This window comes from Rothia sp. CCM 9417 (assembly GCF_048513575.1).
Lineage (GTDB): Bacteria > Actinomycetota > Actinomycetes > Actinomycetales > Micrococcaceae > Rothia.
Genome location: NZ_JBLXXT010000001.1, coordinates 296,399 through 309,935, shown reverse-complemented (window position 1 = coordinate 309,935; position 13,537 = coordinate 296,399). Strand labels below are relative to the sequence as shown.

Sequence of the window (13,537 nt, the reverse complement as noted above, 5' to 3'; positions counted from 1 at the left end):
AACGGTAAGGCCACCCCCGCTCGGTGCAAGGGTGGCCTTACCCTTATAAAGGGTTCTGGGCTGAGCTGGGCTCAGCTGGCAAATCCGTTTAGATGGAGTACTCGGGTGCGGCCCAGACAACGACCTCGGGGTGCTCGTAGAAGCGGTAGCCCTGGCCACGTACGGTGCGTACGGTGTTGGAGAGACGACCCAGCTTGGAACGCAGACGGCGGATATGAACGTCGATAGTGCGCTCGTTGGGGACTTCCTCGGCATCTCGCCACAGGCTGGTCAGCAGTTCTTCGCGGGCGACGGTGCGCTGGCCGTTTTCTACCAGGTAGTTGAGGAGCTCAAATTCCTTGTAGGTCAGGTTGAGCATCTCACCGTCCAGGTAAACTTCACGGCGGGAAAGGTCAATGAGTACACCGACGGAGTGGGTGGGCTTTGAGTCATCGGCCGTGTGGTGGCTAGTGTGCTGGCCAGCTTCGGGCTGGTAGTGCACCGCGGTGGGGTCGCCTAGAGCATTGCGAACCACTTCGAGGTCGCTCCCCTGCGCATCGGAGGGGGCTAGGGCAACGGCGGCATAAGATTCAGCGCCGGGGACCTGGTTCTGCACGTAGACGCGGGTGTCCTGAACGATGCGGACCAGTGAGGTGCCCTGCGCTGCAGCGGCTTCCTCACTTAGGCCAACGTAGATCACGAAGCCACGGGCCTCATTTTCTTGAGCTACTGCTCGCTGGGGTTCTGGCTTGTAGGTCATGGGGCGAAGATTAGCTGGCTGCTGCCTGATTGCTCGGCCTTGATTCGGTGCGCCCTGCTGGCGCTGTGCGGCAGAACGATTGCGTTGCGATATGTGAACATATCCCGGTGCGCCTGACATTTGCCTACCTTCTCCCTGTGTATCGAGCATTCTAGTGTGTGGCTCAGCTAGACTGCACATCCCGTGCGTGAGGGAGTTGTCGCTGTCTAGCTTTAATCGTTGTCCGAATTTGTAATTAAAGCAAGGAACATTCAGATAAATTTTTAACTAATCTACCCGTATTCACAGGGAAAGGGCCTTGTTCAGGGACCTGCAAGCACCAATTTATACCCTGAGTTCTCAATAAGATCGATGCGGAAAGGCCTCTCTATCCCATAAGCCGCTAGTCACAGAATCCAGCGCTCAGGGGTGGGGACAGCTCAGGCAGGTCAGCGGTTCTTTGCAGAACCAAGCCAACCTGCCTGATTAATATGTGAGAACTAGGGGCGGCACCTTGGCCCTTAGGCCAACTGTGCTTACTATCGCGCCCTAGTCGGCTACCCCGTAGAGACGGTCACCGGCATCACCCAAACCAGGAACAATATAAGCCTTTTCGTTGAGGCGTTCATCCTGAGCGGCCAGGAAAAGGTCAATATCGGCCATACCCTCAACACCGCGTTCCAGAGCGGCTATACCTTCGGGGGCACCCAGCACGCACACGCAGGTAATACGCTCAGCCCCGCGAGCGCGCAAGAACTTGATGGCCTCAATCAGGGTGCCGCCGGTAGCGAGCATGGGGTCAAGCAGGTAGACCTGGCGGCCAGTGAGGTCTTCGGGCAGACGCTCAGCGTAGGTGACAATATCCAGGGTTTCTTCATTGCGAGCCATGCCCAAGAAGCCAACCTCGGCGGTGGGGATAAGACGGGTCATACCTTCGAGCATGCCCAGGCCCGCTCGCAGAATGGGGACGATCAGCGGGCGCGGGGTTGAGATGTGCGACCCGACGGTTTTAGCCACGGGAGTTTCAACCTCAATGGGTTCGGTGCGGATCTCGCGGGTGGCTTCGTAGGCGAGCAGGGTTACCAGCTCGTCAACCAGCTGCCGGAAGATAGGTGAGGGGGTGTTTTTGTCTCGCAGGACGGTAATTTTGTGATCGACCAGGGGGTGATCCAGAACTTTAATACGCATAGTTAAAACCTATCAGCTCCTAGGCCCTGGGGGAGGGCACCATCAGCCTCTAGCCACACCTCACCCTGAAGGCTAGGCCTAAGCACATCTGGCAAGGAGACTGCCAACCCCTAGCCTGCTAGAAGGCATACCAGCATGACTACCATGGCACCAGACACCCCCACCTCCCTGGGATCTTTTCCCTTGACCTCTTTCATCTGTCGCTCGGACTGTGTAGGGTGCTAGGGCCTTTGAAAGTTTTAATTGTTCGCTGAGTTTGAACGGAAACTTGCCTGATTATGGGGCGCTCGCAGGCTTCTAAGCTGCCCCCCCTTGTTGGCCTCCGGGCAGGCTTCTTTGGGCCTGCTTGTCACCTGCTTTGATGCCAAGTTGTTGGGCAAACGAGTATCACAGAGACATTTTAAGGTATAGAAAAAACCCGCCTAACCTAGCTTCTACTAGCCTAAACGGGTTTTTCTTTGTGGCGGTGACGGAGGGATTTGAACCCTCGGTACGGGGTTACCGTACACAACATTTCGAGTGTTGCACCTTCGGCCGCTCGGACACGTCACCAAACTCTGGAAAGTTTACCCTAGATGCCCCAGCGCCTCAACTTAGAGCCAGTGCCAGCACAGGCCAAGACCGGTTCGTGGCCTAGGCAGGGCCCAGGATGTAACCGTCGACGGTGAGCATAGCCAAATCGGCGGCTTCGCTGGCACTACGCTGGGCACCGTGGCGGGTTTCGTCCATCGAAAGCATGAAAACAGCACCGAATATAATCAGCGAAAGCCCCTCAACGGAACGCTCCTTATTCACCCTGTAGCGGGTCGAAAGCCTAGTAATCAATTCACGAACAAACCGCATAATATCGGCACGGATCAGATCGGTAGTCGGCGACCATTCAGAGCCAGCTCGCCACAGTTCCGAGACCCACAGGCGCGCAAAGCCGGGGTGCTCCCGCAGGTAGACAATAGCCGCCTCAAGAGCCTGACGGAGAGAGACCTTGGGGTCTAGCCCCCTATCGCTCGCCATTGTCATTTCCGCCAGCAGCAGCTTAGCGCCGTACTGCAGAAGTTGATCGATCATGGTCTTCTTAGACCCAAAGTTGTAGTAGACCGTACCTTTAGAAACACCGGCCCGTTCAGCGATGTCTTCAACGGTAGTCGCCGTAGGCCCGCCCTGGCTCATGATATCCATGGCAGCTTGAAAGAGCTTAAGCTGGGTTTTGTTGGTCCGCCCCGGGCGGCGGGTGCTGGCTTGGACAACAGGTGCCTGGTGTGCATAAACAATGGCGTTCGCTTGAGTGCTGTTCACACCCGCCCCCTCTTTTATTTGAAAAAATCAGTTACCTTTTGCAAATATACAGGATAGTGGGCAAGAAACAGGGTCTTGCGAGCACATGAATAGCGTAACCTTAACTACCTCTGTTGGCGGAAGAAAGTGGTCAGCAAGCTAGCGCACTCTGTTTCAAGCACACCGGGGTAGAGCTCTACCCAGTGGTTGACTTTCCGATCACGCAGAACATCGTAGACGCTCCCAGCCGCACCGGTTTTTTCTTCCCAGGCACCCATCACCACGGTAGGGATACGTGCCAGCAAAATCGCGCCAGCACACATAAGGCAGGGTTCCAAGGTCACCACCAGGGTGCACCCCTCAAGCCTCCAACTCCCCAGGTGCTCAGCCGCCTCTCGAATGGCTAGGACCTCAGCATGGGCGGTAGGGTCAGCATCAGCTTCACGCCGGTTATAGCCCCGGCCGATCACCTGCCCCGAGGCATCCACAAGAATTGCCCCGATAGGGACGTCATCGCTGACCAGGGCACAACGAGCCTGATCAAGGGCCAGGCGCATGAGGGCTTCGTGGTCGCGGTTGCGGGGGCGGTCGCTAAAGATAGTGGGCACGGTCACCGGCTCTCATATGAAAAGGGGTTCTAATGGGTAATAGCAAGGGCATAAGGTAGCACGGCGGTGGCACCAGCCTTGCGGAGCATACGGGCAACAACCGTACTAGACCAGCGGGAGTCAATACGGTCAGTCACCAGCAGGACCGGACCGGGGCTACTGGCAAGGTACTCTTGCACCCGGTCGGGAAGCCGGTAAGCACCCAGCACACCGGCGCATCTAAAGACGCTGTTGCCGCCGAAGTGCTCTGGCTCTTTGACCCATTCCATATCGCCCAGGTCAGTGAGCTTACCGGCAGCCGCTAGCCCACGAGCTAGCGAGGACGCCAGGGCAGGGCGCACCGGGGAGGGCAAGCCCACCACAGCTACAGGCCGCTGTTCCCAGTCCCAGTCTGCAAGAACTTGAAGGCTGGCACGGCCTAGATCTGCGGGTACCGGCCCGTCCAGAGGGCTGCCGTCGGGGCCGGGGGCAAAGATTTCTCGCAGGCGATTGCCCCAGCCCAGGTCAGTGAGCCTGGCAAGGGCCCGGCCTGCTTGGGCCCGCTCCTGCAGGGCGATTCTGCCCCCAAGAGGCTTACCATGGTCCACGGTTGCCTCAGACACCAGAGAGCCCAAACCGCTAGGCCACATGGCGCGCGGCTCAATTTCAACACCAGTACGGTTGAGGGTAATCCCTGCTTGCGCGGTCAGTGCAGGGTCAAGGCCGCTGGGGTACCAGGGGCCAGCGCACACATCGCAGATACCGCAGGGTTGGGCGGTGGTGTCATCAAGCTCTTGGGCTAGGAAGACCATACGGCAGGTGCTGGTGCGCTGGTAGTCCAGCATGGCCTGCTGTTCACGCAGGCGCGCCTGGAGCACACGTTCATAGCGGGGAGCATCGTAGTGCCAGGGAGCGCCCGTGGCTACCCAGCCCCTCTCGGCCCGCTCAACAGCGCCCTCAACCGCGAGGACCTTCAGGAGCAGATCCAGGGACGAACGTTTGACATCCACGCGAGTTTCCAGCGCCGGGACGGTCAGTTCCTGCCCCGCGGAGCTTGCTTGGCGAAGAGCGGCAAGAACAGCACCGGTGTTCTCGGGGGTGGGCATACTGGCAGTTGCGAAGTACTCCCAGATTTCCCGGTCTTCTCTACCGGGCATAAGTAGTACGTCGGCCTTGATAGCACCGCGACCAGCGCGCCCGACCTGCTGGTAGTAGGCAACCGCGCTGGAGGGCGCGCCCAGGTGAATCACAAACCCCAGATCCGGCTTATCGAAACCCATGCCCAGGGCGCTGGTAGCAACCAGGGCTTTGACCCGGTTCTCTTTGAGGGCTTCTTCGGCTTCTGCCCGCTCGTCCGCATCGGTTTTCCCGCTGTAGGGCAGTACCGGGTAGCCTGCTGCGCGCAGGGCAGCGGCGGTGTCTTCGGCAGCGGCCACCGTGAGCGTGTAGATGATCCCAGAGCCGGGTAGGCTCCCCAGGTGGGTTGCTAGCCAGCCCAGCCTATCGGTGGCGGTGGGCAGATGCAGAACGCCCAGCCGCAGAGAGTCACGGGAAAGTGGGCCGCGCAGAATAAAGACCGAGTCAGGGCCGGCTTGACCACCCTGCTGGATAGCTAGTTGCTCCGCAACATCCTCAACTACACGCTCATTAGCGGTGGCGGTAGTGGCCAGAACAGGCACACCCGCTGGCAGGTTGGCGATAAGGTCACGGATTCGGCGGTAGTCGGGCCTAAAGTCGTGGCCCCAGTCAGAGATACAGTGGGCTTCGTCAATCACCAACAGGCCACAGGCGCGCACCAGCTCAGGGAGCCAGTTCTGGCGGAAGTCCGGGTTGTTCAGGCGTTCGGGGCCCACCAGCAAAACGTCTAGTTCACCGGCGGCCAGGTCAGCGCGGATTGCCGCCCATTCGGTCACGTTCGATGAGTTGACCATAGCGGCTCGTACACCGGCGCGGGCGGCGGCCTGCACCTGGTCGCGCATCAGGGCCAGTAGCGGGGAGACAATCAGGGCGGGGCCGCTGCCCTGGCGGCGCAGGAGCAGGGCCGAGATGAAGTAGACCGCAGATTTACCCCAGCCGGTGCGCTGGATCACCAGGGCGCGGCGGCGGTGCTCTACCAGCGCTTCGATAGCCTCAAACTGGCCGGGGTGGAACCGGGCCTCAGGGGCGCCGGTGAGCTGGGCGAGCAGGTCCTGGGCCTGCTCTTTAAGGGGTGCACTACTGGCGGTGGAGGTCATGAGAGCCTAGCTTTCCGGGGCGGGGTTGACGATCGCATCCCGCAGGTAGTGGTAGACCTCAGGCACATAGTGGAAAGGGGCCAGACCCCACTGGTGGCCGGGGTCAGCTACCACAAGGTCTGCGGGAACATCAATGATAGGTAGGCCCCGCTGCGCCACATAGTCGTAGTAGGGCACCGTGAGCTGGTTGGCTTCTTGGGCGCTAATTCCCATGCTGACGGGGGTAGGCTCATGGGCACTGGTCTGTTCGGCCCAGGGCAGGCGCAGAAGGCGCACCTTAGCAAGGGCACCGTGTTCGGTCAGTGCATCAATAAACTCGTCTGCTTTCTCGCACCAGCTCTGGAAATGCTCTTCAGCGCCTAAGGCAACGTGGGTGCCGTCCTCAATCAGGCCCATAGCCGGCTTGGAGGCAACCAAGTCGATAGAGCGGGTCACAACCTCACCGGTGCTAAACCAGTGGACCCCGTGACGTTCATCGAAGATATCCCACAGGATCAGGTCATACTGGTCTGCGGTCTCTAGCAGGGAATCCAAGGATTGACCGGCCCAGTCGGCGCGAAGCATCTTATCTTGAAATTTATTGCTCAGCTCCAGGTCTGCAGGGAGCTTATAGCTGGCATCGGTAGCCCACGAAAGCAAGGAGTGCCGGGCGGTGTAGCCGACTACCCGATAGTTTTCAGGCAAATACTCAGCGGTATCGCGGGCAACACAAGAGCCGTAGATAAAGACCCTCTGTACCTGATTTCCTACTGTCATGCTCTCCCTTATGTATTCGCCGCTGACGGTGCGGTAGGTTTATTGTATCTGCCTATTTGAGTCAAGGAGTAGCGGTGCCCCAGCTTTTGTCCCCCTCTGAACTACGTCGCGCGCTCTGGCACTTTCGCCGAGGAGGCCTGAGGCAGGTCCGTAAGTTCAGGCGGCGTCAGGTCATGGCAAACCACTTTGGCGGTGCGGCCTTTAGTTCCCGCTCCCGCAGCGGGGGCAAAGGTTTAGGCCTAGCCAGCGAGGAAGCCGTCGGCGCGGTCCCCCAGGTCAGCAAGGACCGAAAAACCCCTGCTGGCTACCGTCTTGACTTCCTGCCCCTAGACTACCCCAGCTACCCTCCGGTTTTTGAGGGCTTAAAAGTGGCTACTATTCTGGATGATTTTTCTGCGCTGGCCTGGGGTTTTGAGTTCACCACTTTAGCTATCACCCCGGAGAACTGGCGAGAGGTCTTAGAGCGCGAGAAGCCTGATTTTCTGCTGGTGGAGTCTGCCTGGGCCGGTAACGACGGCGCCTGGCAGTACCACCTAACCGGGGAATCAGCCCCGCGCCCTGCCGTCAAAGAGCTTCTGGCCTACACCCGGCAAGAAGGCATCCCCTCTGTTTTCTGGAACAAGGAGGACCCCCCGCATTTTGAGGACTTCCTCGCTACTGCCGCGCTTTTTGACTTTGTTTTTACCTCCGATAGCAACATGGTCACCCGCTACCAGCAAGAGCTGGGGCATGAACGGGTCTATCCCCTGGCTTTTGCCGCCCAACCAGCAGTGCACAACCCGGTGCGCCCCCACCACGGGGTAGCAGAGCGTGGTGCGGCCTTTGCAGGTTCTTACTTTGCCCACAAATACCCTGAGCGCCGCGAGCAGATGGACTACCTGCTCAAGGGTGCCCGCACCGGAGCGGCCCAGGCCGGTGAGCCTTTTGAGATTTTCTCCCGCTTTTTAGGTCAGGACGAACGCTACCAGTTCCCCCAGCCGCTCACCGAGCACGTCGTGGGCAGCCAGAGCTACCAGCAGATGCTGGTGGCCTATAAGGCCTATAAGGTCTTCTTGAACGTCAATTCGGTGGTGGATTCCCCGAGCATGTGCGCCCGCAGAATCTTTGAGATTCTAGCAAGCGGAACACCCGTACTGACCAGCCCCTCAGCCGCTATTACCAGCTACTTTGACGAGACTATGATCCAGGTGGCAGGCACCGAAGACCAAGCGCATCAGGCAACCCGCGCCCTACTAGCAAGCGGTGAGTACCGGGACCGGCAGGTTCACCTGGCCCAGCGACACATCTGGTCACAGCACACCTATTCCCACCGGGCACTGACCATTCTCAATGCGCTGGCAAGCCAAGGAAAGCTGACCGGGCCCTTCGCCCTGGGGCAACCGAGTGTCAGCGTCATTGCCTCTACCTGCCGCCCTGAACAGGTGGAGCACCTCCTTGAACAGGTAGGCCAGCAGACGGTACAAGCTGAACTGGTTCTGCTGACCCACGGTTTCACCCTCGATTCTCGCACCTTCCAGGACCGTGCCCGTCAGGCCGGGATTGAGCGGGCACGCCTGCTGACCGCAGGTAGTGAACGCTCTCTGGGCTACTGCCTGAACCAGCTTGTTGATGCGGCGCAGGGGCAAGTCCTTGCCAAGATGGATGACGATGACCTCTACGGCCCCCACTACCTGGAGGACTCCCTGCACGCCCTACGCTTCTCCCGCGCCGATGTGGTTGGCAAACAGGCATACTATATGAACCTGCAAGGCCTTGAGGCAACGGTGGTACGGGCGGCAGAACGCGAACACCGCTTCACCGACTTCGTCGCAGGCCCGACCCTGCTAGGTTACCGCAGCATCTTCCAGGCCCACCCCTTTGAGGACGTCTCCACCGGCGAAGACACCGCCTTCTTAGAATCTGTGGCTCAAGCTGGCGGGCGTATTTACTCCGCTGACCGCTTCAACTTTGTGCAGGTACGCAGAGCAGCAGGGCAGGGAGCCAAGCACACCTGGGATATCAGCGACTCCCGGGTTCTGGCCCAGGCACGGCTCCACCACTACGGCCTCAGCCAGCAGCACATCTTCTTCTAAAGCCCCCGGGCTCAGTCCCCTCCCTGAAAGGTACCTATGGCTGGTCTCTCTAGCTTCTTTCGGTTCACCCAGCGCTCCCTGAACGAAGACGACACCAGGGGCGCTATCAGCACCGGCTCCGACGAGGTAGCTCTGGGCCGGGTCATTAGCCAGGTCGATGAGGACCGTGTAGCGGCAGGCTCCCAGATTCTGGCGGGCATGCTCTTTGGCAAAGATTTCTCTGCCCTGCCCCCGCACTGGAAACAGGCACAAGCCTACGGGGTAGTTTCCCCCGCGCTCGCGCAGGAGTGCAAGCAGGACCTGGTAGCGCTCAACCCCGGCTGGGCCTACGCGGTAGCGCCCACCCTCAAGGCCAGCTACTTTCTGGTAGAAACCCGCGCCCTGACTCAGGGGAGCTGGGCGGGAACCCTAGAGGCAGGCGGCGAACACCTCTTCGACGAGCTCCTGGCCCTGGTTTCCCAGGCCAGGCGCTCCTACACCACCCCCGTGCTGATTGATAATGCAAGGGTGCCCGCTGGCCCACCGGCCTCCTTTAGGCTGTTGAGCGCCCACCAACGGCTCCGCAAGGCGGTGACAGCCCAACTAACTGACCTCCAGGGCGCCGACTACGCCCTCTCACCCTTCCTCCAACAGCTCTTGGCCTACACCCAGCAGGAGCACAGGAAGGCCCGCCCATGACCACCGCTCTCATCTACCGGGGCCGAGGTAAGAATCTCTCTGGCCTTGACCAGGCCGCGCTCAGGCTCCAAGTAACCCTGCATTCTCTAGGGTTTGAGGCACACGTCCTTGCCCAAGAGCAGCCGCTGGCTACCATCACCGATGAAGTCCAGGCCCAGGCAGGCAAGACCCAGGCCCAGCTGGTGTTTGTGGTCGGTTACAGCGCCGCTTTCGCGGTGGCCCAGCAGTGGAACCGGCAGCTACCCCTGGTCGCGGTTCTGCCCGATATTCCCAGCCACACCGAATCGCTCTACGACAGCACCAGCCAAAATATAGAAACCATCATTCGGCTGGCTGACTACACACTGGTCAATGACACAGCCTCCCGCTCCCTCATTGAGTACTCAGTGCCCGGGGCCGACGGCTCGGTGGGCACTCTGGCACACCTTGAACCGGTGCTCCGTATGCTCAAGCTCCAAGACCTGAGTTTCCCACCGCTCAAGGTCCTCATCAGTAGCCACGACTTCCGGTTCACCCCCGGCATTGTTCGTATGCTCGAAAAAGCCAATAAGGTGGAGGTCAGGCTTGAAGAGTGGGCACTCGAAGACGCTGCCCCTACCGATCACAACCACCAAGAACTCATGGACTGGGCCGATGTGGTGCTCTGCGAATGGGCTGGCCGTAACGCCATCTGGTACTCCCACAACCTGCCCGCCGGTAAACGCCTGCTCATTCGCCTGCACGGTTTTGAGGCTCAAGCCGCCTGGATTACCGACCTCAATTTCAGCCGGGTAGACCAGCTCATTCTGGTCTCGGAGTTCTACCGGCAGCAGGTGCTCTCCCTACACCGCTGGGACCGGCACAAAATCAAGGTCATCGGTAACTCAATCGAGTTTGATGCCTTCAGCCGCCCCAAGCGGCAGGACGCGCCCTACCACCTGGGTATGCTCGGTTTCACGCCCTTCCTCAAACGCCCTGACCTAGCGGTGGAGGTCCTGGAGAATCTACTCGCCCACGATGAGCGTTACATGCTCCACCTGCGCGGGCGCGCTCCCTGGCGCTTCTCCTGGCTGTGGAACAAGAACCTGGCAGAAGTGGATGCTTACCGCCAGCTCTACCAGCGCATCGGTAGTTCCCCCCAGTTACGGGAGCACCTTGTCTTTGAAACCCAAGGCGCTAACGTGGAATCCTGGTTCAGCAAAATCGGGTGGATCCTTTCGCTCAGTGACCGTGAGACCTTCCACCTGGCCGCTGCCGAAGGCATGGCTTCGGGCGCAGTCCCCCTTTTCCTAGAACGCACGGGGGTGACCGATATTTTCTCGGATCGCTGGGTCTTCCCCTCAGCTGAGGCTATAGCGGACTACATCGTAGAACATACCTCCCGGCCCCTGTGGGCTGCCCAAAGTGCCGCCGCGCAGTCCTACGCCACCCGGTTTGACTTTCAGGAGGTCGCCCAGGAGTGGGCTAACTCAATCTGCGGGGTGGAGGGCGCGTGAGTGCTAGGTTCTCGGTCATTATTCCGGTAGCCGGTTCTGGCCCCTACCTGGCCCAGGCTCTGGAGAGCCTGCGCTCGCCGCTGGTGGAGCGTATTTTTGTGGTGGCCGATAATGCAGAAGCTCTAGAAGCTACGCGGGAGCTAGCTGCCACCAACACCAAGGTGCGGGTGCTCAGGACGGGGCAGGGGAATGTTTTTGCCTGTAGCGCTGGGGCCGCCCGCAATGTGGGGCTGGGGGCGGCGGTAGCTGAGTCAACGGACTGGGTGGCCTTCTTGGATGCGGACGACACCGTGTCCCCAGGTTACTTTGAAGCCCTCGGTGAGCTGATAGCCCAGCACGCCGACCAGGATTTTTCGTCCAGCCCACTGATTCACACCAGGATTATGCGCTTGGACCAGCAGGAACACGATGCTGAGCCCCAGGAGGTTCACCCCCTGCGCTACCGGTTTATGCAGGGTAGCCGGTGGGTGAGCCTGACCGATGAGCCACACATGATTGGTACTTCGGTGGCGGCGGCTGTTTTCAACCGGCAGGTGCTTGCAACTACGGGTCTGCGGTTTGATGAGGGGGTTAACTGGTCTGAGGACTCTGACTTTATCGTTCGGCTCCTGCTGGCCTGCCGGGCAAGAGGTGTGGGTGTGTGCGCGGGTGCGCGCTATCTTTACCGGGTGGGTCACCAGCGGTCCCTGACCAGCGCTGCCTGGTCTGCTCCGCTCAAGTACACCCTGCCCTTCGAGCGCTTTTACCTGCCCTGGTCACAGAGCTCTAGGCCCCTGCCACTGTGGTTGCAGAACCAGCTCCTCTACGAGCTGGCCCACTACCTACAGATTGACCGTCAGGTGTTCTCGCCCGCCCTTGAACTACCTGGGCAGGTCCGCAGAACCTGCGCCGGTTACATAGAGCAGATCTTGGGGAAGATTGACACTAGCCTGCTGGAAGGCTTTGCGGTTCTGCCCCTGGGCTTAGACCGCAGGCAGCTCTTGCTGGCTCGTTCTGCCCAGGTGGATGCTCTGCCCTATGCACCGCTGACCAGCCGCCAGGTGTTCTCTTATGCTAAGCGGTCCTGGCGCCCGGTACAGAAGTTCACCTATTTCTACCGGGGCGATGCGCTCCCGGCAGGCCAGGACGTACCCGCAGAAGTCTTTATGGTGCAGGGCCAGCCGGTAGAGCCTGTGACCGCTAAGTGGGTGAGCCACACTCTCTTTGGTGTGGAGTTCGTGCGGGAACGTATTCTCTGGTTTGAGCAGGCCCCTAGCATGCGGGTCGCTGGGTTTGACCTAAAAGTTAGCCCCTACGCTGGTACACCGCTTCTGCTCCGTCAGCTTGCCCAGCCCACTCCCCCGCCTTCTACCGAGATGGCAGAGAGGCCGCCCTTGCTCATGCAGGCTAAGAAGGGCCTGTGGCGGCTCAAGCGGGCGCTCACGAGCCGTTCAGGTCAAGGGTCTGCCGCACCGGGCCAGGTTCAGCCCGCGCAGGTGCGGCAGGTCTGGGTGTACGCGGATAGGGAGCACCGGGCCGGTGATAATGCGGAGGCTTTTTACCGCTACGCCAGCGCCCACGCACCCCAGGTGGAGCACGTTTTCTTGCTTTGCAGGCAGAGCCCCGACTGGGCCAGGTTGGAGCAGGAGGGGTTCACCCTGGTAGAGGTGGCTAGTGCCCAGGCTCAAGAGCTTGGCAGGCGAGCCAGTAACCTGCTGGTCAGCGATATTAGTGCGCCCGGGTTAGCCCCTATTTTGGCTGCTTTAGGGCCTGATCAGCGGCTTGTTTTTCTTCAGCACGGTATTTTGCGGCGCGATCACTGGCGTTGGCTCAACCCCCGCCGGATTGACCTTATGCTCACTACCTTGGACAGCGAAACCCAGGCCATTGTGGGTGATGGGTCCTGCTACACGCTGACCCGCCAGGAGGTCTGGCAGCTGGGGTTACCCCGCCACGACCGCCTGTACGAGTTAGCTGCTGGTGAGGTTCGGCGCGATAGGGTGCTGGTGGCCCCTACCTGGCAGCAGAGCCTAGTAACCGCAACAGATGATGAGGTTCGGGCCTGGGTAGGCTCCTGGGTGGGGCCTTGGGTTGAGGCCTGTGAGCGGCTGGGCCAGCGGGGTGTGCGCCCGGTCTTCTTTGTGCACCCCAACATGGAGGAGCGGGTGGCTCACTTGGGTGAGGGTTTGGGTGTTGAGCTGGTGTTTGGCCATCAGTTCCAGGAGGCGTTGGTGCGCTCGTGTGCCCTGGTGACTGATTATTCGTCCGTAGCCGATGATGCCCTGCTGGTGGGTGTGCCGGTTGCGCTGGTGGTAGCGCCCGATGACCCCCAGCTCAAGCGGGCCAGGAATCTGTTAGAAACCCCCGGCGTGACTCTCATCAGACCTGAAAATCTGCAAGAGCTCGCAGTTTCTTTCCTGCTTACCGGCAGTTCTGCCCGGAAAGCTAAGACCCTCAAACCTGGCAAAGACAGCTGTGGCAGTTTACTGAGTAACCTTCAAGGCAGCCTCTCACTATGGCTCTAGCTATTAGCTGCCCCACAGCTCAAGCTGGTAGAGGTCCCACCTCAGCTACTTCA

General features: G+C 60.1%; 10 protein-coding genes and 1 tRNA gene. 4 read left to right on the top strand and 7 right to left on the bottom strand.

Annotation, left to right across the window (positions count from 1 at the left end; translation table 11 throughout):
* Positions 1-88: 88 nt before the first annotated feature.
* The 7 genes from ACN082_RS01385 to ACN082_RS01355 form a co-directional block, all read right to left on the bottom strand.
* Complete coding sequence (locus ACN082_RS01385; RefSeq protein ID WP_419099062.1) at positions 89-859, bottom strand: winged helix-turn-helix domain-containing protein; 771 nt, start codon at positions 857-859, stop codon at positions 89-91.
* A 408-nt stretch (positions 860-1,267) separates the two neighbouring features.
* Positions 1,268-1,906, bottom strand: coding sequence for a uracil phosphoribosyltransferase (upp, locus tag ACN082_RS01380; protein ID WP_419099061.1), 639 nt, complete (start codon positions 1,904-1,906; stop codon positions 1,268-1,270).
* 461 nt (positions 1,907-2,367) lie between these two features.
* Positions 2,368-2,458, bottom strand: a tRNA-Ser gene (locus tag ACN082_RS01375).
* Positions 2,459-2,539: 81 nt separating this feature from the next.
* Complete coding sequence (locus ACN082_RS01370) at positions 2,540-3,199, bottom strand: TetR/AcrR family transcriptional regulator (protein WP_419099060.1); 660 nt, start codon at positions 3,197-3,199, stop codon at positions 2,540-2,542.
* A 104-nt stretch (positions 3,200-3,303) separates the two neighbouring features.
* Positions 3,304-3,777 (bottom strand): tRNA adenosine(34) deaminase TadA, encoded by a 474-nt coding sequence (tadA, locus tag ACN082_RS01365; protein WP_419099443.1) that lies wholly within the window; start codon positions 3,775-3,777, stop codon positions 3,304-3,306.
* 38 nt (positions 3,778-3,815) lie between these two features.
* Entirely contained in the window at positions 3,816-5,999 is a 2,184-nt protein-coding gene (locus ACN082_RS01360; RefSeq protein WP_419099059.1) for a RecQ family ATP-dependent DNA helicase, read from the bottom strand.
* Positions 6,000-6,005: 6 nt separating this feature from the next.
* Positions 6,006-6,755, bottom strand: a complete 750-nt coding sequence (locus ACN082_RS01355; protein ID WP_419099058.1) for a DUF6270 domain-containing protein — start codon at positions 6,753-6,755, stop codon at positions 6,006-6,008.
* Positions 6,756-6,829: 74 nt separating this feature from the next.
* Between ACN082_RS01355 and ACN082_RS01350 the strand changes: the two genes are divergently transcribed.
* The 4 genes from ACN082_RS01350 to ACN082_RS01335 are packed head-to-tail and all read left to right on the top strand — an operon-like array spanning position 6,830 to position 13,484.
* The gene (locus tag ACN082_RS01350; RefSeq protein WP_419099057.1) at positions 6,830-8,827 is read left to right on the top strand and encodes a glycosyltransferase family protein; all 1,998 of its coding nucleotides are present in this window, start codon (positions 6,830-6,832) and stop codon (positions 8,825-8,827) included.
* Between the two features lie 36 nt (positions 8,828-8,863).
* Positions 8,864-9,505 (top strand): hypothetical protein, encoded by a 642-nt coding sequence (locus tag ACN082_RS01345; protein WP_419099056.1) that lies wholly within the window; start codon positions 8,864-8,866, stop codon positions 9,503-9,505.
* Complete coding sequence (locus ACN082_RS01340; RefSeq protein ID WP_419099055.1) at positions 9,502-10,980, top strand: hypothetical protein; 1,479 nt, start codon at positions 9,502-9,504, stop codon at positions 10,978-10,980. The genes ACN082_RS01345 and ACN082_RS01340 overlap by 4 nt, the downstream gene beginning before the upstream one ends.
* A complete protein-coding gene (locus ACN082_RS01335; RefSeq protein WP_419099054.1) occupies positions 10,977-13,484 on the top strand; it encodes a bifunctional glycosyltransferase/CDP-glycerol:glycerophosphate glycerophosphotransferase in 2,508 nt (835 codons plus the stop codon). The genes ACN082_RS01340 and ACN082_RS01335 overlap by 4 nt, the downstream gene beginning before the upstream one ends.
* The last annotated feature ends 53 nt before the right edge of the window (positions 13,485-13,537 follow it).